We start from the raw sequence: 24,386 nt of genomic DNA, 5'->3' as shown, positions 1-24,386 counted from the left end.
TCATGTCAACCTCCCGTTGAATCAGCACAGTTGAAGCAGCAGAGTTGAAGCAGCGCAGCGAGACAGCGCCATCGGGGCCGCCCGATCGCGGCGGCTCAGTTGCCCCGCAGCAGCCCGGTCGCCAGGCCGATCACCACCGGGGCCACGCCCACCGCCAGAAAGGCGGGCAGGAAGCACAGCCCCACCGGAGCGGTGATCAGCACCTGGGCCCGGCCCGCGCCGGCCTGGGCCCGACGGGCCCGTTCCGCCCTGAGGTCGTCGGCCAGCCGGGAGACCGGCTCCGCCGCCGGCGCCCCCGTGGATCCGGCCCGCTCCAGACAGCGGGCCAGCTCCTCGGCGCCCGGTATCTCGCCGAACCGCCTCCACGTCCCGACCGGTTCACCCCCGAGCCGCAGCGCCGCCGCCGTACTGACCAGGCGGTCGCCGAGCGGTCCGCCCAGGGACTCCCCCACCGCCCGTGCCGCCTCGCGCGGACCCGCCCCGGCCGAGACACAGGCGGCCAGCAGATCGGCGGCCAGCGGCAGTTGCCTCGCGGCCTCGGCCATGGCCTCGTCCGCGCCCGCGCCGTGGCCCGGCTTACGCGTACGCAGCCAGCGCTCGACTCCGTACGCCCCGGCGAGCCCCACCACCAGCCCGGCCGTCCCGCCGATCAGGGTCCAGCCGAGGCACCAGGCGCTCAGTGGCGGACCCAACCGCCGGAGCCACACACCCCATTGCGGGCGCGCTCGCCGCCGGACGGGCGCCGCGTCCACGGCCAGCAGCGCCGCCATCCGTCCGCGCGCGGCCCGTTCACGCCGCCACACCGACCACGCGAGGACCACGGCCACCGCCGCCGCCAGCGGTGCGGCGGCCATCCACACGCTGTGGACGAAGTCCTCTCGTGTGAGCCACCCGTTCATGACGCGCTCCCGCCCCTGACGATCCGACCGGCCCACCAGAGGCCGATCGCCTCCAGCAGCCCGCCGACCACCAGACAGCCCAGACCCGCGGGGGTGTGGAGCAGCACGCCGATCGGGTCGGCGCCCATGGCCCAGCCCATCGCCAGTCCCACCACGGGCAGGAGGGCCAGCACCACGACCGTGGACCTCGCCCCCGCCAACTGGGCCCGCAGGGATTCCCGTTGGTCCCGCTGCGCCCTCAGCGCGGCACGCAGCCGGTCGAGACCGGCGGCCAGCCCGGCTCCGCCGTCCACCGCGACCCGCCAGCAGGCCGCGACTCCGACGAGCCCTTCCGCGCCCGGTTGCCGGGCGGCCTCGCGCAGGGCGTCGGGGACATCGCCGCCGAAGCGGGCCGCCGCGACCACCGGGGCGAGTTCCGGGCCGCTCCGGTCCCCGCCGAGGGCCCGTACGGCCGTTGTGAGCGCCTCGGCCGGTTGCGCCCCGGCTCTCAACTCCCCGACCAGCACGTCGCACAGGCCCCGGACGGCCTCTTCCCGGCGCTCCGCCGCGCGCCGGCGCTCTCCCGCCCGCAGCCGCCGCCTCACGAGCGGCACCGCCACGGCGCCGGCGACCAGCGGCAGCACCGACTGCCCCCACAGGGCGAGCAGCACGGCGAGGGGCAGACAGAGCCACTCCTTCCCCAGCTCCGTCAGCCGCTCGCGGACCGCCTTCGCCGCAGACCCGGCCCTGCCACTGCCACTGCCGCCGCTGCCGGCGCCGAACAGAAACTCCGCCCGCCGCGATGCCCGCCTCCGCTCCACCAACCCCCAGATCCCCGCCGCCGCGGACACCGTCGCGCCGAACAGCATCAGCGGCACCGGGATCGGGAGAGGGAGCGGGAGCGGGAGCGGAAGATGCGCCGCCGTCACAGCGCACCCCCGATCAGCGTCCGCAGCCTCGGCCAGCCCCGCTCGTACGCGAAGCCCTCCGCGCCCCAGCGCAGCGCGGGCACCGGCACCACCAGCCCGGCCGCGTCCCGCTCCAGCACATGCACCTCGGCGATACGACGCCGCCCGGTCCGGTCCCGTACGAGATGGATCACGACCGACAGCGCCGCCGCCAACTGGCTGTGCAGAGCGGCCCGGTCGAGTCCGGCGGCCGTCCCGAGGGCCTCCAGCCGCGCGGGCACATCGGCGGCGGTGTTCGCGTGGACCGTCCCGCAGCCGCCCTCGTGGCCCGTGTTCAACGCGGCCAGGAGAGTGGTCACCTCGGCTCCCCGCACCTCCCCGACCACCAGCCGGTCGGGCCGCATCCGAAGGGCCTGCCGCACCAGGTCCTCCAGAGTCACCTCGCCCGCGCCTTCCTGGTTCGCGGGCCGCGCCTCCAGCCGGACCACATGCGGGTGGTCGGGCCGCAACTCCGCCGAGTCCTCGGCCAGTACGATCCGCTCGCGCTCCCCCACCAGTCCGAGCAGCGTGCTCAAGAGCGTTGTCTTTCCACTGCCGGTACCGCCGCTGATGAGGAACGACACCCGGGCCTCGATCAGCGCCCGCAGCAGCCGTTCGCCACCCGGCGGCACCGTCCCCGCGGCGGTCAGCTCCGCCGGGGAGAACGCCCGGGGACGTACGACGCGCAGCGACAGACAGGTCGATCCGACGGCCACCGGGGGCAGCACGGCATGCATGCGTGTCCCATCGGGCAGCCGTGCGTCCACCCAGGGACGCGCGTCGTCCAGCCGCCGTCCCGCCACGGCGGCCAGCCGCTGCGCCAGCCTCCTCACGGCGGCGGCATCGGCGAACGACACCCGCGTCAACTCCAGCCCGCCGCCCCGGTCCACCCAGACCCGGTCGGGCCCCGAGACCAGCACGTCGGTCACGGACGGATCGGCCAGCAGCGGCTCCAGCGGCCCCGTCCCGACCAGCTCGCATCTCAACTCCTCGGCGGCGCCGAGCACTTCCGTATCCCCCAGGAGCCTCCCCTGGGCCCTCAGAGCCGCCGCCACACGCGCGGGGGTCGGCTCGGCCCCGCTCTCCGCCAGACGCGCTCGTACGGCGTCCAGGAGCGCCCCACCGACCTGCGCGCCCCTGGCGCGCGCCACGGCGCTCACGCGGCCACGCTCCCGTCCCCGGCGCCCGCGAGCGCCCGCTCCCAGAACGCGGAGCAGAACCGCGCCAGTGGACCGCGCGCGCTCGCCCCCGGTGGCGACCCGGTGTCCTGGTCTGCCAACAGACCCGGCTCCACGGGAAGTTCACCGACGAGCGGCAGCCGCAGCGCATCCGCCACCCATTGGTCGTCCAGCCCCGTCGCGTACGGACCGCGGACCACCGCCCGCAGATCCGGCAGCACCATGCTCATCAAGGACGCCACCCGACCGGCAGCCGCGACGGCCCGCAGCTCCCCCGGCACCACCAGCAGGCCGACGTCCAGCTGCGCCAGCGCCTCCGCCACGGGCTCGTCGACGCGGCGCGGAAGATCCACGACCACGACGCCGCCCCGTCTGCGGGCCGCCGCCAGGACGGACCGCATGGCGGTCGGGGGCACCAGCACGGAGTCACCCCGGTCCCAGCTGAGCAGGCGCAGATCGTGCAGCCGGGGCAGCGACTCCTCCAGCGCGCCGCCCGCCACCCGCCCTTTGGAGGCGGCGAAATCCGGCCATCGGCGGCCCTTCGCGCGTTCACCGCCGAGCAGCACGTCGAGCCCGCCGCCGAGCGGATCGCCGTCGATGAGCATCGTGCGCAGGCCCTGGCGAGCCGCCGTGACCGCCAGCGCGCAGGCCAGCGTCGAGGCCCCGGCCCCGCCCCTGCCGCCGATCACCCCGACGGTGAGCGCCGGGCGTCCCACACCCTCCGCGACGTCGGCGATCCGGTCGACGAGCCAGCTCTCGGCGTCGGGCAGCCGCAGCACCGAGTCGGCGCCGATCTCGACGGCCCGCCGCCATACGTCCGGGTCGTCCTGGTCACGGCCGACGAGCAGGACCCCTGGACGGCGGGCGGCGGACCGGCACCGTACGGCCGCGTCATCACCCACCAGCACCAGCGGTGCGGACTCCCAGCCGCCCCGCCGCTCGGGCACGGAGTGGTGCACCTCCGGCTCGGCGCCCGCGGCGGCGCACAGCCTCAGCAGATCGTCGAGCAGGTCGACATCCTCGGTCACGATCAGCGGTCCGGGCCGGTGCCCTTCGGCGACCGGCGAGCGGTCGGACATCCTGAATCCAGCCATTTACTCCACCCCCTATTCCCGCGATCCCGGATCGACGTACGCAGCCGCGCCGAAGGCGCTCACCCACATCCGGCGCGGACACCCGAAGGGCATCCACTCAGTGGGCTCTCAGCGATCTCGTGGTGATCCGGCATCTGTGATTCCGGCTACCGCGAACTTTCGCGGTGGGAAATCACCGTGCACCGCGCGGAAAAAACGTGTGGATCTTGCTCAAAAGCTGTGGACAACTCACCGGTTGTGAATATCTCCGTAGCTCATACCGGTGACTTCCGAGAGCACCCCGACAACTACGCACAGTGACGGGTAGAGTGCACGTCAGATCCGCGCACGCGAGGCGCGACGAGGGGAGGGAGTGTGGGGATGTCTGCTGCCCGCGCATCGGAAACGCGTCCGGACATGCGACGACCCCCGCCGGGGGGGAGAGCGGGGGTCGTCCCCCAGACCGACTCGGGGGGGGGAGGAGCCGGACCAGGTGAGCACGGTCGCGAACGATCCGTGACTTCCATGGTGTACCCGAGAGCCTTCTCAGGCAAACCCACGCGCCGTACCTTACGCCGAATGGTGGGCGCCTATGCTCGGCATCGTGGAAAACCACTCCTTGCCCCGCACAGCGGCCTTCTTTGACCTGGACAAGACGGTCATTGCGAAGTCGTCGACGTTGACCTTCAGCAAGTCCTTCTATCAAGGCGGACTGATCAACCGCCGAGCCGTACTGCGCACGGCATACACGCAGTTCGTCTTTCTCGCCGGCGGCGCCGATCACGACCAGATGGAGCGCATGCGCGAGTACCTCTCCGCGCTCTGCAAGGGCTGGAACGTCCAGCAGGTCAAGGAGATCGTCGCCGAGACGCTGCACGATCTCATCGACCCGATCATCTACGACGAGGCCGCCTCCCTCATCGAGGACCACCACACTGCGGGACGCGACGTGGTGATCGTCTCCACGTCGGGCGCGGAGGTCGTCGAGCCGATCGGTGAACTCCTGGGCGCCGACCGGGTCGTGGCGACCCGTATGGTCGTCGGCGCCGACGGATGCTTCACGGGTGAGATCGAGTACTACGCGTACGGGCCGACCAAGGCCGAGGCGGTCAAGGCGCTCGCCGCGTCCGAGGGATACGACCTGGACCGCTGTTACGCGTACAGCGACTCCGTCACCGACCTGCCGATGCTCCAGTCGGTCGGCCACCCGTACGCGGTCAACCCCGACCGTGGGCTGCGGCGTGAGGCGATGGCCCGCGATTGGCCGATTCTCGTCTTCAACCGGCCGGTCCGGCTCAAGCAGCGACTGCCCGCCTTCTCCATGCCGCCACGGCCGGCGCTCGTCGCGGCGGCAGCGGTGGGCGCGGCGGCGGCCACGGCGGGACTGGTCTGGTTCGCGAGTCGGCGGCGCCAGGCGGCCTCCGCGTGAGCCACGTACCGGCCGCATCGGCCATAACTGAGCAATACGTCCGTATTTGAACCTAAAAGTAAAGTCGCGGAGCGAGGTCTTTCGCTTCTCCACGGACAGGAGTACAAAGGAATCAACGGCCCGCGAGACCAAGGACATCCGAGAGGATGACCTTTCAACGCACTCAGGCCCCACGGACCGAGCATGAAAACCGAGTACCCACGCGACGTCGACCCGTCGAATACGGGCCAGCCGCACCAGGTGACGGGCCAAGTTCCCGACCTGATGGGCAAATTACGAGGACGCTTGGTAACTCGGCGGACGTGCCAGCGGCGGTACCTCAGGGTGCCGCCGCATTTCTGCTCCCCGGCCGCCCGAGGCCTGCCCCGACGGACAGGCCCGGCGGACGGGCCGACGGGACGGGCCGGACGGGCTTAGGCCGCGCCGCGCTGGAGCGCCTCGCACACGGCCGTCGACTCCCGGACGCCCAGCTCGACCGCGCGCCCGCAGTGCGTGATCCACGCCGCCATCCCGCCCGGCGTACCCGACAGATAGCCGTCGAACGCCGCCACGTACGCGGCGCGCCCCAGCTCCGCGTGCCCGACCTCGGACGGACAGATCGACTTGGGGTCGAGCCCGCTGCCGATCAGCACGATCCGCTCGGCGGCCCGCGCCACCAGGCCGTTGTACGAGCCGAAGGGGCGCAGCGCCAGCAGTTCGCCGTGCACCACGGCGGCCGTGACGAGCGCGGGCGCCGAACTCCCCGCGATCACCAGCTCGGAGAGCCCGTCCAGCCGTCCGGCCACCTCGTCGGCGGCGGGCAGCGGCGCCTCGATCAGCGGCTTGGGACTGTCGGGCCCCGGGGTCTCGACGACCGGTTCACCGGCCAGCCTCGGCCGCCCGATCGTCTCCCCGGCGAGCCCGCCGGCTCCCCCACCCGTATCCGTATCGGCTCCGGCGCCGCCGGCCGCGACCAGATGCAGCCGGGCCAGCACCCGCACCGGTGACTGCCGCCAGATGGAGAGGAGTTGCCCCGCCTCGGCCGTCAGCCGCAGTGCGGCTCCCACCGTCAGCGCGTCGGCCGCGGCGCCGAAGTCGCTGCGCCGGCGCACCTCTTCCAGCGCCCAGTCGGCGCCGGAGAGCGCCGCCGATCCCCGCGCGGCACGCAGCGCGGCCTCCGAGGTGACCTCGTTGCTGCGCCGTCTCATCACCCGGTGCCCGTAGACGAGGTCGACCGCCTTGCGCACCGAGTCCACCGCGTCGGGGACACCCGGCAGGGCGCCCAGAGTGGCGAGCGGGTCGTGCCCTCGCGGAGCGGACGAAGCGTTCGGAGCTGTCGTACTCATAGGTAGCAAGGCTACGCGCCCATAGCGCACGCCCCACGTTGGAGTGGTCTTCTTCACCCGATGTGACAGCGCACAGCAACAGGACCACTACGCTAGGTGAACATGAAGATCGCTTTCGTGGGTAAGGGCGGCAGCGGCAAGACGACGCTGGCCTCGCTCTTCATCCGCCATCTGACCGCCAACGAGGCCCCCGTCATCGCGATGGACGCCGACATCAACCAGCATCTCGGGGCCGCGCTCGGCCTCGACGAGGCACAGACCGCCGCGCTGCCGGCGATGGGCGCGCATCTCCCGCTCATCAAGGAGTATCTGCGGGGCACCAACCAGCGGATCACGTCCGTCGATTCGATGATCAAGACGACGCCCCCGGGCGAGGGCTCCCAGCTCCTGCGGGTCCGCGAGTCCAACCCGGTGTACGACGCCTGCGCCCGTACCGTCCGGCTGGACGACGGCGACATCCGGCTGATGGCCACGGGGCCGTTCACCGAGTCCGACCTGGGGGTGGCCTGCTACCACTCCAAGGTCGGGGCGGTCGAGCTGTGCCTGAACCACCTCGTTGACGGCCCGGACGAGTACGTCGTCGTCGATATGACGGCGGGCTCCGACTCGTTCGCGTCGGGGCTGTTCACCCGGTTCGACATGACGTTCCTGGTGGTCGAGCCGACGCGTAAGGGGGTGTCCGTCTACCGCCAGTACAAGGAGTACGCACGGGACTTCGGCATCGCGTTGAACGTCGTCGGCAACAAGGTCCAGGCCCAGGACGACGTGGACTTCCTCCAGGACGAGGTGGGCGACGATCTGCTCGTGACCGTGGGGCACTCCAATTGGGTGCGGTCCATGGAGAAGGGCCGCCCGGCCCCCTTCGAGCTGCTGGAGGCCGAGAACCGGGTGGCGCTCCAGGTCCTGGAGGACGCGGCGGAGGACTCGTACGCGGACCGGGACTGGGAGCGCTACACGCGGCAGATGGTGCACTTCCATCTCAAGAACGCCGAGAGCTGGGGCAATGCGAAGACGGGCGCCGACCTGGCCGCGCAGGTCGACCCGGCTTTCGTGCTCCGCGAGGACACGGCCGTTCCGCAGCCCAGCTGAGAGCGCCGGCGGTACGGGCGGCGCCGCGATCTCGTGCGCCGCTGCCCGTACCGCCGAGTGCTCAACTCACCTTGCGGCCGGGTCCTCTTCGGAGACGGAGCCCGAGTCCGGACCCGCCGCCTGACCGGCATCCGGGTCGGCGTCCGGACCGGCATCCGGGCCGTCGGCGGGCCCGTCCGCCGGACCGGCGGCCGGCGCGGACGCCATGTTCGGAGCCGCCGGGACCGCCGGTGAGGCCGGCGCCTTGGGGGCCGTCAGATACGACTGCCAGCCGGTCGCGGGCTTCTGACCGACACCCAGCTCCCGCAGCCGCTCCAGCGTCTGGGGGTCCTGCGCGTCCAGCCAGTCCGCGAGTTCCTTGAACGTCACGCACCGCACGCCGTCCTTCACACAGACGGTCTTGATCGTCTCCTCGACGGCACGCATGTACGTGCCGCCGTTCCACGACTCGAAGTGGTTGCCGATGATCAGCGGCGCGCGGTTGCCGTCGTAGGCACGGTCGAAGGCCTGAAGCAGACCGTCACGCATCTGGTTGCCCCAGTACGCGTGCTGGGACGGGTCGCCGTTGACCGTCTTCGACTGGTTGAACATGAAGTTGTAGTCCATGGAGAGCGTCTCGAACTTCCGGCCGGGCACCGGGACGAGCTGGAGCGGGATGTCCCACATGCCCTCGGTCTTCTTGGGCCAGACCTGGTTGCCGACCCCGCTGGAGTCGTAGCGGAAGCCCATCGTCCGCGCCGCCCGCATCATGTTCTTCTGCCCTTCGAGGCAGGGGGTGCGGGCGCCGACCAGTTCCTTCTCGTAGTCGAAGGGCAGTGGGGCCTCGGCCGTCAGACCGGAGTTGCTCTTCCAGTTCTTGACGAACGCCTTGGCCTGGCTGATCTCGCTCTTCCACTCCTCGACGGACCAGTTGCCGACCCCGCCGTCAGCGCCGCAGAAGTGCCCGTTGAAGTGGGTGCCGATCTCGTTGCCGTCCTGCCACGCGCCGCGCAGCTCGCGCAGGGTGTTCTTGATGCCCTCGGCGTCGTTGAAGCCGATGTCCGAGCGCCCGGCGGCGTGTTGGGGCGGGCTGTACTGCTTGGACTTGTCCTCCGGCAGCAGATACACACCGCTGAGGAAGTACGTCATCCTCGCGTCGTACTTCTTCCCGACGTCGCGGAAGTGGGAGAAGAGCTTCTGGCTGTCCTCGCCGGCGCCGTCCCAGGAGAACACCACGAACTGCGGCGGCTTCTCACCGGGCTTCAGACGTTCGGGCTTGAGGACGCCGGGCTGGGCGCCGGTGTACGCCGTCGAACCGTCGCCGATGAGCCGCACCGCGCTCTTGGCCGGCCCCTTCTTCGCGCCGTGGGCGCCTTCCTCGGACTTGGTCCCGTCCTTCGGTCCCGGCGAACCGGACCCGGAGCATCCGGCGAGCCCCACGGCCAGCGCCGTCACGGCCACGCCGCAGGCGATCCTCTTTCTGGCGGCCAGCATCCGCCCACCTCTTCCCTCAGGTTCTGTGCGTTGAGTGCGCCGAAACGCCGGAAACGCCGAGTACGGCGCCGAGCGCCGACAACGTCGCACTGGGACCTGAGGGGAACCGGTATGACAAGCCGTACAAAATGACTAATCACCACTGAGGGTGAATATTTGCACCATTTGCCCGGAAAGTCATGCCTCAATCTTTACTCTCCATTACGATCCATTTACTGAGAGTTGATAAATCCAGTCCCGCCACTGCACGCCGTGACCCACGGCCGCGTCACCAACCCCGCGACCGCGTCGCCCCGGAGGAGACGGGAACCATGTCTGCCGACGTCCCCACCCGCGAAGACCAGCCCGACCGCCCGCACCCGCAGAGCCCGCGAAACCCACGGAACCCGCGGAAATCACGCGGCCCGCAGGGATCACATGACTCGCAGAGATCACGTGGCCCGCAAAACGCGCCGACCACCGCCCCCGACGGCCGACCGCCCGCCCGGTGGCGGCAGTTCCGGATCGCCGGGGCGGATCTCTCCGCCTCCATCTCGGTCTTCCTGATCGCCCTGCCGCTCTCCCTCGGCATCGCGCTCGCCACCGGCGCGCCTCTTCAGGCCGGTCTCGTCGCCGCGGCCGTGGGCGGTCTGGTCGTCGGCCGCCTCGGAGGCGTACCTCTCCAGGTCAGTGGTCCCGCCACAGGTCTGACCGTCGTCACGGCCGGCCTGATCCAGCAGTACGGCTGGCGCACCACCTGCGCCATCACGGTGCTCGCGGGCGTGGCCCAACTGGGTCTCTCCGCCCTGCGCGTGGCCCGCACCGCGCTCGCCGTGAGCCCGGCGATCGTGCACGGCATGCTGGCCGCCATCGGCATCTCGATCGCGCTCGCCCAGCTGCACATCGTCCTCGGTGGGAATCCGCAGAGTTCCGCCGTCGCCAATGTCCAGGAGCTGCCGGCGCAGTTGGCCCGCCTACAGCCCGCCGCGCTCTCCGTGAGCGCGCTGACCGTGGTCGTGCTGTTCGCCTGGCCGCGTATCCCGGGGCGTACGGGCCGGATCGCGCGCAGAGTGCCCGCCGCGCTCGCGGCGGTGGCGGCGGCGACCGCCGTGGCGACCTTCGCGGGGCTGCGTCTGGACCGCGTCGATCTGCCCTCCTGGAGCAGCCATGTGCTGCCCGAGGCGCCGAACGGGCCGGTGCTCGGACTCTTCGCCGCCGTCCTGACCGTCACCCTGGTCGGCAGTGTCGAGTCACTGCTCTCGGCCGTCGCCGTGGACAAGCTGGTGGCCGCCCGCAAGGACCCGGACGTGCAGATCCCGCGGGCCAGGCTCGACCGGGAGCTGTCCGGGCAGGGCGCCGCGAACATCGTGTCCGGTGCCCTCGGCGGACTGCCGATCGCCGGCGGCGGCGTCCGCAGCGCGACCAATGTGGCCGCGGGCGGCATCAGTCGGCACTCGACGATGCTGTACGGGCTGTGGGTGGCCGTCGCCGCGCTCTTCCTGGTCCCCGTGTTCGACCTGATCCCGCTGGCCGCGCTCGCCGCGCTGGTGATGGTGATCGGCATGCAGATGGTCAACATCACGCACATGCGCAGCGTGCGGCGCAATCGCGAACTGCTCGTCTATGTGGGGACGCTGGCCGGTGTGGTCTTCATCGGTGTCCTGGAGGGGGTGGCGATCGGGATCGCCCTGGCGGTCGCCGTCGCGCTGCACCGGCTCACCCGGACCCGTATCACCCTGGACGAGCGGGCCGGTGTCCACCGGCTGCACGCGCGCGGGCAGTTGACGTTCCTGGCCGTTCCTCGGCTGAGCCGGCTGCTGCACCAGGTGCCGCAGGGCAGTTCCTGTGTGGTCGAGTTGGACGGCTCGTTCATGGACCACGCGGCGTACGAGGCGCTGCACGACTGGCAGGTCGCCCATCTCGCCCGGGGCGGCTCGGTCGAGTTCACCGGCAGGTCGGGTGCCCGTATCGCCGAGCCCGCCGAGCCGGTGACGCAGTCGAGCACCTGCTGCCGCCCGTGGACGCCGTGGCGCAACCACCACTGCGGCGAGCCGGTCGAGCAGCCCGGACCGGAGCAGGGCGGCGGTACGGATCAGGTACGGGTGACGGCCGGGGTGCCGGGCGGTCAACTCGCCAGTGGGCTGAGCTCGTTCCAGCGCAACACGGCTCCGCTCGTACGGGGCGAGCTGGCACGGCTGGCGCGCGAGGGCCAGCAGCCCTCCCAGCTCTTCCTCACCTGCGCCGACTCCCGCCTCGTGACGAGCATGATCACGGCGAGCGGTCCCGGTGATCTGTTCACCGTCCGCAATGTCGGCAATCTGGTCCCGCTTCCCGGGGAGGAGGGCGCCGAGGGGCAGGACGACTCGGTGGCGGCGGCGATCGAGTACGCGGTGGACATCCTGCGGGTGCAGTCCATCACCGTCTGCGGGCACTCGGGATGCGGCGCGATGCAGGCCCTCCTCAGCACATCGGACGACGCACCGGACAGCACACGCGGAAAGACACCTGGCAGGACAGCTGGCAGGACAACTGGCAGAACAGCCGACAGGACAGCCGGCAAGGCACCGGGCAGGACGTCCGGCAACGCTCACCGCAGCACGCCCGACGACGCGCCGGCCTCCCCCCTCAGCCGCTGGCTCCGGCACGGCCGTCCCAGCCTGGAGCGGATGCGCAGCCGCGACCACGCGTGGGCCAGGATCTCCGGGCGGCTGCCCACCGACGCGGTCGAACAGCTCTGTCTGACCAATGTCGTCCAGCAGTTGGAGCATCTGCGCGCCCACACCTCGGTGGCGCGGGCACTGGCGGAGAGAAGACTCGAACTGCACGGCATGTACTTCCATGTCGGCGAGGCACAGGCGTATCTGCTCGCGGCCGACGGACAGCCCGACGAACGGCCCGAGGGGCAGTCCGACAGCACCGACAAGGTGTTCAACCGCGTGGCCCCGACGGCTTTCGAGGAGTCGCGCGCCTGAACCGGCGGCCTGTCGCATCCGTGAGAATGTGTGGCCCCGTTCCCCTCCACAGCCGGGGAACGGGGCCGCTTACCCATACGCCGACCCGTCACCGCCCTCGTACGTCCGGTCGCGTGTCCGAGGGCACGTCCGGCCGCATAGGTCTAAACCAATTTCCTGAAGACCCTTGTCACCCGGGCATCTGCCTGATGAGCTAGGCCCGGGGACACATAGGACGCCCTGGGAAAGGGAGATGTCGTGAGCAACGAAAGCCTGGCCAACCTGCTCAAGGAAGAGCGGAGGTTCGAGCCACCGGCCGAGCTGGCCGCGCACGCCAACGTGACGGCGGAGGCGTACGAGCAGGCCGCGGCGGACAGGCTTGGCTTCTGGGCCGAGCAGGCCCGGCGGCTCACCTGGGCCACCGAACCGACCGAGACCCTCGACTGGTCGAACCCGCCCTTCGCGAAGTGGTTCGCGGACGGCAAGCTCAACGTCGCGTACAACTGCGTGGACCGGCACGTCGAGGCGGGCAACGGCGACCGGGTCGCCATCCACTTCGAGGGCGAGCCCGGCGACAGCCGTTCCATCACCTACGCCGAGCTGAAGGACGAGGTCTCCCGGGCCGCGAACGCGCTCACCGAGCTGGGTGTGGGCAAGGGCGACCGCGTCGCCATCTATATGCCGATGATCCCCGAGACGGCCGTGGCGATGCTGGCGTGCGCCCGTATCGGCGCCGCGCACTCCGTGGTCTTCGGCGGCTTCTCGGCCGACGCCGTGGCCTCCCGTATCCAGGACGCCGACGCCAAGCTCGTCATCACCTCCGACGGCGGCTACCGGCGCGGCAAGCCGAGCGCGCTCAAGCCCGCGATCGACGACGCCGTCGCCCGGTGTCCGCAGGTCGAGCATGTCCTGGTGGTCCGCCGCACCGGCCAGGACACCGCCTTCAGCGAGGGCCGGGACGTGTGGTGGCACGACATCGTGGACCGCCAGTCCGCCGAGCACACGCCGGAGGCGTTCGACGCCGAGCACCCGCTCTTCATCCTGTACACGTCCGGCACCACGGGTAAGCCCAAGGGCATCCTGCACACCTCGGGCGGCTATCTCACCCAGGTGGCGTACACGCACCACGCGGTCTTCGACCTCAAGCCGGAGACGGACGTCTACTGGTGCACGGCCGATGTCGGCTGGGTGACCGGCCACTCGTACATCGTGTACGGGCCGCTGGCCAACGGCGCGACGCAGGTCATGTACGAGGGCACGCCCGACACCCCGCACCAGGGGCGCTTCTGGGAGATCGTCCAGAAGTACGGTGTGACGATCCTCTACACGGCGCCGACGGCGATCCGCACGTTCATGAAGTGGGGGGACGACATCCCCGCCAAGTTCGATCTGACGTCGCTGCGCGTCCTGGGCTCGGTCGGCGAGCCGATCAACCCCGAGGCCTGGATCTGGTACCGGCAGAACATCGGCGCGGGCAAGACCCCGGTCGTGGACACCTGGTGGCAGACCGAGACCGGCGGCATGATGATCTCCCCGCTGCCCGGCGTCACCGCCGCGAAGCCCGGCTCCGCGCAGCGCGCGCTCCCCGGCATCTCGGCGACCGTCGTGGACGACGACGCCAACGAGGTGCCGAACGGGGGCGGCGGATATCTCGTCCTCACCGAGCCGTGGCCGTCGATGCTCCGCACCATCTGGGGCGACGACCAGCGGTTCATCGACACCTACTGGTCGCGCTTCGAGGGCAAGTACTTCGCCGGCGACGGTGCCAAGAAGGACGACGACGGCGACATCTGGCTGCTGGGCCGGGTCGACGACGTGATGCTGGTGTCCGGCCACAACATCTCCACCACGGAGGTCGAGTCGGCGCTCGTCTCGCACCCGAAGGTCGCCGAGGCGGCCGTCGTCGGCGCCGCGGACGAGACGACCGGTCAGGCGATCGTCGCCTTCGTCATCCTGCGCGGTACGGCGTCGGTGGACGACGGTCTCGTGGCCGAGCTGCGCAACCACGTCAGTTCGGCGCTGGGGCCCATCGCCAAGCCGAAGCGGATCCTGCCGGTGGCCGAGCTGCCCAAGACCCGGTCGGGCAAGATCATGCGGCGGCTGCTGCGCGATGTCGCGGAGAACCGTCAGCTCGGTGACGTCACCACCCTCACCGACTCCTCGGTCATGGATCTGATCCAGACTCAGCTCCCCAGCGCGACCAGCGAGGACTGACCGCAAGGGCACATGTACGGAGCAGGAGCCCCCGCCGTATCGCGTCGGGGGCTCCTCTTTGTAAAGTGGGCGGCGCGTCAATAATGTAATAAGGATCCAACGGTGTGCCGGGAAGTCTGGTCGGCAGGTGATGTGTCATGCCCGCCGAACCGACCGGAGGACCTTCTCGTGGCCAGCCCGCGCCCCTCGCGCACCTTTCTCGGACGCCTCCCGCTGCCCGAGCGGACGTATCTCACGAGCGCGCTGCGGACCGAGACGGTCGGCGGTGTCCTGCTGCTCGTGGCCGCCGTCGCCGCGCTGATCTGGGCGAACACCCCGTTGAGCGAGAGCTACACGACCGTCGGCGACTTCCATCTGGGCCCGGCCTCGCTCGGTCTGAACCTCTCGGTCCAGCACTGGGCCGCCGACGGACTGCTCGCGATCTTCTTCTTCGTCGCGGGCATCGAGCTGAAGCGTGAGCTGGTCGCCGGAGAGCTGCGCGACCCGAAGGCCGCCGCCCTCCCCGTGATCGCGGCGCTCTGCGGCATGGCCGTGCCCGCTCTCGTCTATGTGCTGGTCAACGTGGTGGGCGGCGGATCCACGGACGGCTGGGCCGTCCCCACGGCCACCGACATCGCCTTCGCGCTCGCCGTGCTCGCCGTCCTCGGCACCTCACTGCCGTCCGCGCTGCGCGCCTTCCTGCTCACGCTCGCGGTCGTGGACGATCTCTTCGCGATCCTGATCATCGCGATCTTCTTCACCAGCGACATCGACTTCGCGGCCCTGGCCGGCGCCTTCGCGGCGCTCGCCCTGTTCTGGTTCCTCCTCAGGAAAGAGGTACGGGGCTGGTACGTGTACGTCCCGCTGGCGCTCGTCATCTGGGGCCTGATGTACAACAGCGGCGTCCACGCCACCGTCGCCGGCGTCGCGATGGGCCTGATGCTCCGCTGCGTCAAGCGCGAGGGCGAGAAGCAGTCCCCCGGCGAGCACATCGAACACCTCGTCCGCCCGCTGTCGGCCGGTCTCGCCGTGCCGCTGTTCGCGCTCTTCTCGGCGGGTGTCTCGATCAGCGGCGGCGCGCTGGCCGACGTCTTCACCCGGCCGGAGACCCTGGGCGTGGTCCTGGGCCTCGTCATCGGCAAGGCGCTCGGCATCTTCGGCGGCACCTGGCTGGCCGCGCGCTTCACCCGGGCGGAACTGAACGAGGATCTGGCCTGGCCGGACATCCTCGCCGTGTCGACACTCGCCGGTATCGGCTTCACCGTCTCGCTGCTGATCGGCGAACTCGCCTTCACCGGCGATCCGGGGCTGACGGACGAGGTGAAGGCGGCCGTCCTGACGGGTTCGGTGATCGCCGCCGTACTCGCCGCCGTACTGCTGCGGCTACGGGTCCGTACCTACCGGGCGCTGTACGACTCCGAGGAGCGCGACGAGGACCTGTCCGGCATTCCCGATATTTATGAGCAGGACGACCCGGCGTACCACCTGAGAATGGCCGCGATCTACGAGGCGAAGGCCGCCGAGCACCGCCGGCTGGCGGAACACGCGGCGGCGACGCGCGATGACGGCGCCGGTCCGGCATGATCTGACATCCGACATTGATCCGACTTCCGGCATGATCTGAAGCCGCAGAGCCGGAAGAACGCGAAATCTGCGAGATCCGCGAGAGCGCAGCCGAAACGAGGGAGTCCACGATGAGCGACCCCGGCAGCCATGCCGCCGTCACCACCGATGCTGTCGACGCCGTTCCAGCCGTCCGGGTCAACGGTGACCGCAGCCTGGGGCAGTTGGTCTCCGTCGCCACGGCGGAGGTGTCCGCGCTGGTGCACGACGAGATCGCGCTGGCCAAGGCCGAACTGCGACAGGACGTCAAGCGGGGCGTGACGGGCGGCGCCGCGATCGGTATCGCGGCGGTGTTCGCGCTTTTCTCACTGCCGGTGCTGAGCTTCGCCGCCGCGTACGGGATCCACAACTGGGGCCTGGGGCTCGCGTGGTCGTTCCTGATCGTGGGAGGAGCGTTTCTGCTCATCGCGGGCCTGCTGGCGCTGCTCGCCGTGCGGAAGTTCAAGAAGGTCAAGCCGCCGGAGAAGAGCATCGCGTCCGCCAAGGAGACGGCGGCCGTGCTCCAGACGGTCAAACCTCATCCGCGCCCCGTTCATGAGGCGGGCAAGACTGTGGCACGCTCGTCTGCATGACCGCCCCCGAAAACGGCTCCGGCACGACCTCCGGCATTCCTGGCGCGACCGTCGCGGCCGATGTACGACTCGACGGGCCCTGGACGCACCGGGACGTGGCCGCCAACGGGGCCCGCTTCCATATCGCCGAGATGGGCGACGGGCCGCTGGTGCTGCTCCTGCACGGCTTCCCGCAGTTCTGGTGGACCTGGCGGCACCAACTGCCCGCGCTCGCCGAGGCCGGATACCGGGCCGTCGCGATGGACCTGCGGGGCGTGGGCGGCAGCGACCGTACGCCCCGGGGTTACGACCCCGCCAACCTCGCGCTCGACATCACCGGTGTGGTGCGCTCGCTCGGCGAGCCGGACGCCGCGCTCGTCGGGCACGACCTCGGCGGGTATCTGGCCTGGACGGCGGCGGTGATGCGGCCGAAGCTGGTGCGCAGGCTCGCCGTGTCGTCGATGCCGCACCCGCGCCGCTGGCGCTCCGCGATGCTGTCGGACTTCTCGCAGAGCCGGGCCGGCTCGTACATCTGGGGCTTCCAGCGGCCGTGGGTGCCGGAGCGTCAGCTCGTCGCCGACGAGGGGGCGTTGGTGGGTGAGCTGATCCGCGGCTGGTCCGGTCCGCAGCCGCCCGACGACAAGACGGTCGACATCTACCGGCGGGCGATGACGATCCCCTCGACGGCGCACTGCTCGATCGAGCCCTACCGCTGGATGGTGCGGTCGATGGCGCGGCCGGACGGAATCCAGTTCAACCGGCGGATGAAGCGTCCGGTGCGGGTGCCGACACTCCAGCTGCACGGGTCGCTCGATCCGGCGATGCGTACGCGCAGTACGGCCGGGTCCGCCGAGTATGTCGAAGCGCCCTACCGGTGGCGGCTGTTCGACGGTCTTGGCCATTTTCCGCATGAGGAGGACCCGGTGGCGTTCTCCACGGAGCTGATCAACTGGCTGAAGGACCCCGAGCCGGACCGCTGATCAGCGCCGTGTTCGACGGGTCGGCACCCTCCCACAGGCACCCTCAGGAACACTTGTACGACGAACAGCCAATTGCCTGACGCATAGGCCAATTGGCCGACGTTGGGGCGATTACCGACCATGGGCCCCGGGCAAACGTCCGTGTATGGGCTGGACGCACGACTACGGTGACGCAGCACGCAACCGCCGCTCGGCCACAGTGCCGATCACCCACGAGAGGGGCGGCCCAGAAGATCAGGGCCATGATCTCCGACTCGGTATTCCACTGATTCTCCGCCGAAGGGCCCGTTGGGTCTCGGCGCGGCTGCGGCATCCACGCGGCTAGGCACGGCGGACAGGAATCGACCGGACCGAACGGACCGACGGAGCACGGGAGCAACGGAGCAGGGGAACAACGGAGGACGGAGCCGGGCCGGACCAGGATCTCCTGGCCCGGTCCGTCCTCGTCTCCCCGCCCGCGTGACGGTTACAGCGCGCATCCCTGGCTGTCGACCTGCTGGTTGGCCGAGCGGCCCAGCTTGATGTCCTCACGGATCTCGTCGGCCGTCAGGGCGTAGCCGGTGTCCGGGTCGTCCAGCGAGCGGGCGAAGATCACGCCGTACACCTTGCCGTCGGTGGTGAGCAGCGGGCCGCCGGAATTGCCCTGCCGGACGGTCGCGAAGAGCGAGTAGACATCGCGCCGGACCTCACCGCGCCGGTAGATGTCCGGCCCGTTGGCGTCGATACGGCCCCGAACCCGCGCCGAGCGCACGTCGTACGCGCCGTTCTCCGGGAAGCCGGCGACGATCGCGCTGTCGCCGCTGTTCGCGTCCCGGTCGGTGAACTGGAGCGCCGGGGCGCGCAGGTCGGGCACGTCCAGGACGGCGATGTCCCGCTCCCAGTCGTAGAGGACGACCTTCGCGTCGTACAGCCGGCCCTCGCCGCCTATCTGGACGGTGGGCTCGTCCACGCCGCCCACGACATGCGCGTTGGTCATGACGCGGCGCTCGGCGAAGACGAAGCCGGTGCCTTCGAGGACCTTGCTGCAGCTCTGCGCCGTACCGACCACCTTGACGATGGAGCGCTGCGCGCGGGCGGCGACGGGGCTGCCGACGAGCGCCGGGTCCGGCGGGTCGACCGCGGTGATCGGCTCGTTGGCGAACGGGCTGAAGACCTGCGGGAAGCCCTTCTCCGCGAGGACGGACGAGAAGCCCGTGAACCAGGTCGCCGTCTGACCGGGCATCACCCGCGAGACGCCGAGCAGCACCTTCGAGTTACGGACCTCCTTGCCGAGCGTCGGCAGCGAGGTCCCGGCCAGGGCGGAGCCGATCAGCCAGGCGACCAGCAGCATCGCGACGACATTGACCAGGGCGCCGCCCGTGGCGTCCACGGCGCGCGCCGGTGACCAGGTGATGTAGCGGCGGAGCTTGTTGCCGAGGTGGGTGGTGAAGGCCTGGCCCACGGAGGCGCACACGATCACGACGACGACGGCGACGACCGTGGCCGTCGTCGTGACCTCGGCCTCCTCGGTGATCTGGTCCCAGATCACCGGGAGCAGATAGACCGCGACGAGACCGCCGCCGAGGAAGCCGATCACCGACAGGATGCCCACGACGAAGCCTTGGCGATACCCCACGATCGCGAACCACACCGCGGCCAGCAGCAGCAGGATGTCCAGCACGTTCACTGTCAATAGCCTCGCTAGCCTCGCTGATTCGTCTCCCGTCGCCCCGTCGGGTGGGGGTCCGGACCTGCGGCGCGGTCACCGGCCGACCACGAACACCCGATCGGCACAGTGACGACGCAAGCCTGTCATGAGCGACCGTCGAGCGGGACCTCCTTCGAGCGGTCCCATGGGCGCTCCCAGCCCGAGAAGTGCAGAATGCGGTCGATCACCCCTGCGGTGAAGCCCCACACCAGCGCCGAAGCGACCGTGAAAGCGGGACTGTTGACGCCGCTCGGGTGCGTGGCCATGACGCGGTTGGCCGGGTCCGTGAGATCCGCCACGGGCACGGCGAAGACCCGGGCCGTCTCCGCGAGATCGACGGCGCCGACCGGGGTGGGGGTGTGCCACCAGCCGAGCACCGGGGTCACGACGAACTCGCTCACCGGGATGTAGAGGCGGGGCAGCACGCCGAAGAGCTGGACACCGGCGGGGTCGAGCCCGGTCTCCTCCTCGGCCTCCCGCAGCGCGGCGCGCAGCGGTCCGGTCGTCGCCGGATCGCCGTCCTCGGGGTCGAGGGCGCCACCGGGGAAGGCTGCCTGGCCGGCGTGCGAGCGCAGCGTGCTGGCCCGCTCCATCAGGAGCAGCTCGGGACCGCGCTCGCCCTCGCCGAAGAGGATGAGCACGGCGGACTGCCGTCCGACGCCGCTCTCGGGCGGCAGGAAGCGGCTCAGCTGTTCCGGGGCCACCGTCCGCATGGCGTGCACCACCGGGTCCAGCCAGCCGGGCAGGCCATCGGTGGTGACGGGGACGTCGGTGGTGACGGGGGCGTCGTGCCCCCGCTCGTCCCGGCCGTGGGCGGCGTCGTCGTGCGTCCGCGCGGCACGCGTCGTGCGCGCTGTCCGTGCGGCATGCGTGTCAGCCCGTGTCATCGGCACCCCCCACGTAACAACGCCCGCTGTCGCCCGGATCGTTCCAGCCGCATGTGCCGCAGCCCGTCCTCTCGCACTCGCCCGCTCACCCGCACCCTCGGTCTGTCCGGTGATACGGCTCCGGCCCGCCGCGCGCTCATCGCGCGGGCGGCGCTCATTCGGCCCCGGCGGGGGTGCCGAGGGGCGGCGCGGGCTTGCCCGGATAGTCCGGCGGCGGGGAGAGCCGCTGTCCCGGATAGCCGCCCATCTCGTACTTGAGCAGCTTCTTCGCCTTCTCCGGGTCCGTCTCGCCCTCTCCGTAGGAGGGGCAGAGGTGCGCGATCGGGCAGGCACCGCAAGCGGGCTTACGGGAGTGGCAGACCCGGCGTCCGTGGAAGATGATCCGGTGCGAGAGCATCGTCCACTCGCTCTTGGGGAAGATCTCGGCGATCTCCGCCTCGACCTTCTCCGGGTCCTCCTGGTCGGTCCACTTCCAGCGGCGCACCAGGCGGCCGAAGTGGGTGTCGACAGTCAGACCAGGGACACCGAAAGCATTGCCCAACACCACATTTGCCGTCTTTCGCCCCACCCCGGGCAGCGTCACGAGGTCCTTGAGCGTGCCGGGCACCTCACCGTCGTAACGGTCCCGGAGCGCCGTCGACAGCCCTATGAGGGACCTCGCCTTGGCCCGGAAGAAGCCGGTGGGGCGGATGACCTCCTCCAGCTCCTCGGGCACGGCGGCGGCCATGTCCTCCGGGGTCGGATACTTCGCGAACAGCGCGGGCGTCGTCTGATTGACGCGCAGGTCCGTCGTCTGGGCGGACAGGACCGTGGCGACCAGCAGCTCGAAGGGGTCGCGGAAGTCCAGCTCCGGGTGGGCGTACGGATAGACGTCGGCCAGCTCGCGGTTGATCCGGCGGGCGCGGCGGACCATCGCCAGCCTGGACTCCGGCTTGGCGGTCTTCGCCCGCTTGGCGCTCGTGGAAGCGGAGGCGGGCGCGGACGAAGGCGCGGACGCGGACGCGGTGGGACCGGCCTCGCCGCTCGCGGGCTTCGCCTTGGCTGCTTTTGTGGCTTTCTTCGGCTTTGCGGAGGGCTGTTCGCCCACAGCGGAATTCTGCTTCGGTGACACTCTTCGAGCTCCCTTGACCTGCCCTCTCACCGGCGAGTTGGACACCCGGCCAGCCTAGAGCCCCGCACTGACATCCGCCCCGGCTCCGGCCGATCACCACCCGAATCGGGCCCCGGGGCACGGTCCGGGGCCGCTGTACGTCAAACTTGTGACTGATCGCACGTTTTCGACAACGGGTGACCGGTACGGAGACAGAGTCGCCGCCGGCCCGCGCCACCCTTGAACATGCAGCACGTCCGGCATCATGGGACCGACGGTCCCCTGAGCAGGTCGACAAGGAGAGATTTCGTGGACGACGTTCTACGACGCGCCCCGCTCTTCGCGGCGCTCGACGACGAGCAGGCCGCGGAGCTCCGCGCCTCGATGAGTGAGACGACGCTCGCCCGTGGCGACGCGCTGTTCCACGAAGGCGACCCCGGCGACCGCCTCTACGTGGTCACCGAGGGCAAGGTCAAACTGCACCGCACGTCCCCCGACGGCCGCGAGAACATGCTGGCCGTCCTCGGCCCCGGCGAACTGATCGGCGAGCTGTCGCTGTTCGACCCCGGCCCGCGCACCGCCACCGCCAGCGCTCTCACCGAGGTCAAGCTCCTCGGCCTGGGCCACGGCGACCTCCAGCCCTGGCTGAACGCCCGCCCCGAGGTGGCCACCGCGCTGCTGCGCGCCGTCGCCCGGCGCCTGCGCAAGACGAACGACCAGATGTCCGACCTGGTCTTCTCCGACGTACCGGGCCGGGTGGCCCGCGCACTCCTCGACCTGTCGCGCCGCTTCGGCGTGCAGTCGGAGGAAGGCATCCACGTCGTCCACGACCTCACACAGGAGGAGCTGGCCCAGCTGGTCGGCGCGTCCCGCGAGACGGTCAACAAGGCGCTCGCGGACTTCGCTCAGCGCGGCTGGCTGCGCCTGGAGGCACGCGCGGTGATCCTGCTGGACGTCGAACGTCTCGCGAAGCGCTCGCGCTGACCCCGGGGCCCGCCCCGACGTACTCGTACAGGCGCTCGAAGCACTGTACGACGCTGTACGACTCCGTGAAGGCCGCCCCGCTCCCCGAGAGCCGGGCGGCCTTCCGCATGCCGCCACGAGGCCGCCGCGACCCGCCCCAGCGATGCCCAGGAGTCCTCCGGAGCTGCCCGGAGGTGTCCAAAGGTGCCCGGTGCCCGGGGGATGTCCTACGGGCCGCCGGAGATCAGTCCGTGCTCCCGCAGATACTCCAGCTGCGCCCGTACCGACAGCTCGGCCGCCGGCCACAGGGACCGGTCCACGCCGCTGCCTCCGTACACATGCGCCACGATCTCCGCCGCCGAGCGGTAGCCGTTCTCCACAGCCGTCTCGACCTGCGCGAGACGGCTCGCGCGGTGCGCGAGGTAGTACTCGACCGCGCCCTGCGCGTCCTCCAGTACGGGCCCGTGGCCCGGCAGCACCGTATGGACGCCGTCGTCGACCGTCAGCGAACGCAGCCGCCGCAGCGAGTCGACGTAGTCGCCGAGCCTGCCGTCCGGGTGGGCCACCATCGTCGTACCGCGCCCGAGGATCGTGTCCCCCGTCAGCACCGCGCGGTCGGCCGGCAGATGGAAGCAGAGCGAGTCGGAGGTGTGCCCGGGGGTCGCCACGACGCGCAGCTCCAGCCCGCCCTCGGTGACGACGTCACCGGCCGCCAGCCCCTCGTCACCGAGGCGCAGGGCCGGGTCCAGGGCCCGTACGGACGTACGCGTCAGCTCGGCGAAGCGCGCCGCGCCCTCCGCGTGGTCCGGGTGGCCGTGGGTGAGAAGGGTCAGCGCGACGCGCTTGCCCGCCCGCTCGGCGGTGTCGACGACCGCCCGCAGATGCCCCTCGTCGAGCGGGCCCGGATCGATCACGACGGCGAGCGCGGAGTCCGGCTCGGAGACGATCCAGGTGTTCGTGCCGTCCAGGGTCATCGCGGAGGCGTTGGGCGCGAGGACGTTGACCGCGCGGGCCGTGGCGGCGCCCGAGAAGACGCCTCCGCGCGGCTGTCCCGGCAGGGCGGCGGCGTCCGTCATCGCTCCTCGCCCCCCGGCGGTACGCGCAGTGGCACGCGCTTGGTGAACTCCTCCTGGCCCGGCCAGGCCAGCACCACCTCGTCGCCCTCCACCCTCGGCCTGGCCAGCACGGGCGCGAGGTCCCGCCCCACGGAGGCGGCCAGCGCCTCGGCGGCGGAGCCGTACGGCTGGAGCTGGCGCAGGGTCGCCACGGTCGGAGGCATCATCAGCAGCTCGCCCTTGTCGTATCCGAGTGCCGCGTCGGCGGGCCGGATCCACACCGTGCGGTCCGCCTCCGTAGAAGCGTTGCGCGTACGCTGCCCGGCCGGCAGCACGGCCACGAAGAACCAGGTGTCGTACCGCTTCGGCTCGAACTCCGGGGTGATCCACCGGGTCCACGCGCCCAGCAGATCGCTGCGCAGTGTCAGCCCGCGCCGGTCCAAGAACTCCGCGAAGGACAGCTCACGGTCCACCAGGGCGGCCCGGTCGGCCTCCCAGTCGTCGCCCGTGGTGTCGCCGACGACGGTCTCGGCGCTCTCCCCGGCCAGCAGGACCCCGGCCTCCTCGTACGTCTCGCGCACCGCCGCGCAGACGATGGCCTGCGCGGACGCGGAGTCCACGCCGAGCCGCCCGGCCCACACGTCACGCCCCGGCCCCGCCCAGCGGACGAGCCGGTCGTCGTCGCGCGGGTCGACGCCGCCGCCCGGGTAGGCGTACGCGCCTCCGGCGAAGGCCATGGAGGTACGGCGGCGCAGCATATGTACATAGGGCCCGGCGGGTTCAGTGGGCCCGGCGGATCCTGCGGACCCGGTGCGCTCGTCGGTGGAGTCACGCAGCAGCATCACGGTCGCGGCCCGCCGTGCGGGGGCGACGCTCAGCTCGCCCTGGGCGAGCGCGCGGATGCGGCCGGACCACTCGGGCGGGAACCACTGACCATTGGGCATGCCGGGATGCTACGGGCTCGCCCGGCGATGTTCGAGAGGCACTTCCCGGGGTCCGGCGACCCCGGGACGGCGTGGGACCGCCCGGGGCGTC

At 71.0% G+C, this 24,386-nt stretch carries 20 protein-coding genes; 9 read left to right on the top strand and 11 right to left on the bottom strand.

Translation table 11 applies throughout. From position 1 onward, the window contains the following. Window positions 1–95 precede the first annotated feature (95 nt). The 4 genes from ACFYNU_RS25070 to ssd are packed head-to-tail and all read right to left on the bottom strand — an operon-like array spanning window position 96 to window position 4,097. Entirely contained in the window at window positions 96–899 is an 804-nt protein-coding gene (locus ACFYNU_RS25070) for a type II secretion system F family protein (RefSeq protein ID WP_356588802.1), read from the bottom strand. Further along, a complete protein-coding gene (locus ACFYNU_RS25065) occupies window positions 896–1,747 on the bottom strand; it encodes a type II secretion system F family protein (RefSeq protein ID WP_356588804.1) in 852 nt (283 codons plus the stop codon). Before ACFYNU_RS25065 ends, ACFYNU_RS25070 begins: the two co-directional genes overlap by 4 nt. Window positions 1,748–1,803: 56 nt before the next feature. Continuing rightward, window positions 1,804–2,985, bottom strand: a complete 1,182-nt coding sequence (locus ACFYNU_RS25060) for a TadA family conjugal transfer-associated ATPase (protein WP_388767285.1) — start codon at window positions 2,983–2,985, stop codon at window positions 1,804–1,806. After that, a complete protein-coding gene (gene ssd / locus ACFYNU_RS25055; protein ID WP_356588806.1) occupies window positions 2,982–4,097 on the bottom strand; it encodes a septum site-determining protein Ssd in 1,116 nt (371 codons plus the stop codon). The genes ACFYNU_RS25060 and ssd overlap by 4 nt, the downstream gene beginning before the upstream one ends. A 571-nt stretch (window positions 4,098–4,668) precedes the next feature. On the opposite strand from ssd, the gene ACFYNU_RS25050 reads away from it, so the two are divergent. Next, window positions 4,669–5,505, top strand: coding sequence for an HAD-IB family hydrolase (locus ACFYNU_RS25050; RefSeq protein ID WP_356588808.1), 837 nt, complete (start codon window positions 4,669–4,671; stop codon window positions 5,503–5,505). 413 nt (window positions 5,506–5,918) lie between these two features. On the opposite strand, the gene ACFYNU_RS25045 is transcribed toward ACFYNU_RS25050, so the two are convergent. Then, complete coding sequence (locus ACFYNU_RS25045) at window positions 5,919–6,830, bottom strand: oxidoreductase (RefSeq protein ID WP_356588810.1); 912 nt, start codon at window positions 6,828–6,830, stop codon at window positions 5,919–5,921. Between the two features lie 102 nt (window positions 6,831–6,932). Here ACFYNU_RS25045 and ACFYNU_RS25040 point away from each other — a divergent pair, with 102 nt between their 5' ends. After that, window positions 6,933–7,919, top strand: coding sequence for an ATP-binding protein (locus ACFYNU_RS25040; RefSeq protein ID WP_356588812.1), 987 nt, complete (start codon window positions 6,933–6,935; stop codon window positions 7,917–7,919). Window positions 7,920–7,985: 66 nt separating this feature from the next. Here the strand turns inward: ACFYNU_RS25040 and ACFYNU_RS25035 are convergent, their stop codons facing one another. Next, a complete protein-coding gene (locus tag ACFYNU_RS25035; protein WP_356588814.1) occupies window positions 7,986–9,392 on the bottom strand; it encodes a hypothetical protein in 1,407 nt (468 codons plus the stop codon). A gap of 311 nt (window positions 9,393–9,703) precedes the next feature. On the opposite strand from ACFYNU_RS25035, the gene ACFYNU_RS25030 reads away from it, so the two are divergent. From ACFYNU_RS25030 to ACFYNU_RS25005, 6 genes are all read left to right on the top strand, one after another. Beyond that, entirely contained in the window at window positions 9,704–12,343 is a 2,640-nt protein-coding gene (locus tag ACFYNU_RS25030; protein WP_356588816.1) for a SulP family inorganic anion transporter, read from the top strand. Window positions 12,344–12,580: 237 nt separating this feature from the next. Next, window positions 12,581–14,536 carry an acetate--CoA ligase gene (acs, locus tag ACFYNU_RS25025; RefSeq protein ID WP_356588818.1) on the top strand — a complete coding sequence of 652 codons (1,956 nt, stop codon included), beginning with the start codon at window positions 12,581–12,583 and terminating at the stop codon, window positions 14,534–14,536. Window positions 14,537–14,704: 168 nt separating this feature from the next. Next, window positions 14,705–16,099, top strand: a complete 1,395-nt coding sequence (nhaA, locus tag ACFYNU_RS25020; protein WP_356588820.1) for a Na+/H+ antiporter NhaA — start codon at window positions 14,705–14,707, stop codon at window positions 16,097–16,099. A gap of 110 nt (window positions 16,100–16,209) precedes the next feature. Beyond that, a complete protein-coding gene (locus tag ACFYNU_RS25015) occupies window positions 16,210–16,710 on the top strand; it encodes a phage holin family protein (protein WP_356588822.1) in 501 nt (166 codons plus the stop codon). After that, complete coding sequence (locus ACFYNU_RS25010) at window positions 16,707–17,669, top strand: alpha/beta hydrolase (RefSeq protein WP_356588824.1); 963 nt, start codon at window positions 16,707–16,709, stop codon at window positions 17,667–17,669. Before ACFYNU_RS25015 ends, ACFYNU_RS25010 begins: the two co-directional genes overlap by 4 nt. 145 nt (window positions 17,670–17,814) lie before the next feature. After that, the gene (locus ACFYNU_RS25005) at window positions 17,815–17,994 is read left to right on the top strand and encodes a hypothetical protein (RefSeq protein ID WP_242572208.1); all 180 of its coding nucleotides are present in this window, start codon (window positions 17,815–17,817) and stop codon (window positions 17,992–17,994) included. 141 nt (window positions 17,995–18,135) lie between these two features. Here the strand turns inward: ACFYNU_RS25005 and ACFYNU_RS25000 are convergent, their stop codons facing one another. The 3 genes from ACFYNU_RS25000 to nth form a co-directional block, all read right to left on the bottom strand. Then, a complete protein-coding gene (locus tag ACFYNU_RS25000; protein WP_356588826.1) occupies window positions 18,136–19,335 on the bottom strand; it encodes a MarP family serine protease in 1,200 nt (399 codons plus the stop codon). A gap of 125 nt (window positions 19,336–19,460) precedes the next feature. Next, window positions 19,461–20,243 carry a CoA pyrophosphatase gene (locus ACFYNU_RS24995; protein ID WP_356588828.1) on the bottom strand — a complete coding sequence of 261 codons (783 nt, stop codon included), beginning with the start codon at window positions 20,241–20,243 and terminating at the stop codon, window positions 19,461–19,463. A 154-nt stretch (window positions 20,244–20,397) separates the two neighbouring features. Then, window positions 20,398–21,330, bottom strand: a complete 933-nt coding sequence (gene nth, locus ACFYNU_RS24990; protein ID WP_356588830.1) for an endonuclease III — start codon at window positions 21,328–21,330, stop codon at window positions 20,398–20,400. Between the two features lie 312 nt (window positions 21,331–21,642). Here nth and ACFYNU_RS24985 point away from each other — a divergent pair, with 312 nt between their 5' ends. After that, window positions 21,643–22,317, top strand: a complete 675-nt coding sequence (locus ACFYNU_RS24985; protein ID WP_023539685.1) for a Crp/Fnr family transcriptional regulator — start codon at window positions 21,643–21,645, stop codon at window positions 22,315–22,317. 206 nt (window positions 22,318–22,523) lie between these two features. On the opposite strand, the gene ACFYNU_RS24980 is transcribed toward ACFYNU_RS24985, so the two are convergent. Both ACFYNU_RS24980 and ACFYNU_RS24975 read right to left on the bottom strand, forming a co-directional pair. Further along, window positions 22,524–23,372 (bottom strand): MBL fold metallo-hydrolase, encoded by an 849-nt coding sequence (locus ACFYNU_RS24980; protein WP_356588833.1) that lies wholly within the window; start codon window positions 23,370–23,372, stop codon window positions 22,524–22,526. Further along, entirely contained in the window at window positions 23,369–24,295 is a 927-nt protein-coding gene (locus ACFYNU_RS24975; protein WP_356588835.1) for an NUDIX hydrolase, read from the bottom strand. Before ACFYNU_RS24975 ends, ACFYNU_RS24980 begins: the two co-directional genes overlap by 4 nt. Between the last annotated feature and the right edge of the window lie 91 nt (window positions 24,296–24,386).

Origin of the sequence: Streptomyces sp. NPDC006643, from assembly GCF_042870175.1 — a bacterium.
In the GTDB taxonomy this organism is placed as follows: domain Bacteria; phylum Actinomycetota; class Actinomycetes; order Streptomycetales; family Streptomycetaceae; genus Streptomyces.
This window is presented reverse-complemented; position numbering and strand designations above follow the sequence as displayed.

What these genes read in the sequence shown, in the direction of transcription:
- ACFYNU_RS25070 (WP_356588802.1), bottom strand. Translation starts at nt 899, where the DNA reads ATGAACGGGTGGCTCACACGAGAGGACTTCGTCCACAGCGTGTGGATG.
- ACFYNU_RS25065 (WP_356588804.1), bottom strand. Translation starts at nt 1,747, where the DNA reads ATGCTGTTCGGCGCGACGGTGTCCGCGGCGGCGGGGATCTGGGGGTTG.
- ssd (WP_356588806.1), bottom strand. Translation starts at nt 4,097, where the DNA reads ATGGCTGGATTCAGGATGTCCGACCGCTCGCCGGTCGCCGAAGGGCAC.
- ACFYNU_RS25050 (WP_356588808.1), top strand. Translation starts at nt 4,669, where the DNA reads ATGCTCGGCATCGTGGAAAACCACTCCTTGCCCCGCACAGCGGCCTTC.
- ACFYNU_RS25045 (WP_356588810.1), bottom strand. Translation starts at nt 6,830, where the DNA reads ATGAGTACGACAGCTCCGAACGCTTCGTCCGCTCCGCGAGGGCACGAC.
- ACFYNU_RS25040 (WP_356588812.1), top strand. Translation starts at nt 6,933, where the DNA reads ATGAAGATCGCTTTCGTGGGTAAGGGCGGCAGCGGCAAGACGACGCTG.
- ACFYNU_RS25035 (WP_356588814.1), bottom strand. Translation starts at nt 9,392, where the DNA reads ATGCTGGCCGCCAGAAAGAGGATCGCCTGCGGCGTGGCCGTGACGGCG.
- ACFYNU_RS25030 (WP_356588816.1), top strand. Translation starts at nt 9,704, where the DNA reads ATGTCTGCCGACGTCCCCACCCGCGAAGACCAGCCCGACCGCCCGCAC.
- ACFYNU_RS25015 (WP_356588822.1), top strand. Translation starts at nt 16,210, where the DNA reads ATGAGCGACCCCGGCAGCCATGCCGCCGTCACCACCGATGCTGTCGAC.
- ACFYNU_RS25010 (WP_356588824.1), top strand. Translation starts at nt 16,707, where the DNA reads ATGACCGCCCCCGAAAACGGCTCCGGCACGACCTCCGGCATTCCTGGC.
- ACFYNU_RS25005 (WP_242572208.1), top strand. Translation starts at nt 17,815, where the DNA reads ATGGGCTGGACGCACGACTACGGTGACGCAGCACGCAACCGCCGCTCG.
- ACFYNU_RS24995 (WP_356588828.1), bottom strand. Translation starts at nt 20,243, where the DNA reads ATGACACGGGCTGACACGCATGCCGCACGGACAGCGCGCACGACGCGT.
- ACFYNU_RS24980 (WP_356588833.1), bottom strand. Translation starts at nt 23,372, where the DNA reads ATGACGGACGCCGCCGCCCTGCCGGGACAGCCGCGCGGAGGCGTCTTC.
- ACFYNU_RS24975 (WP_356588835.1), bottom strand. Translation starts at nt 24,295, where the DNA reads ATGCCCAATGGTCAGTGGTTCCCGCCCGAGTGGTCCGGCCGCATCCGC.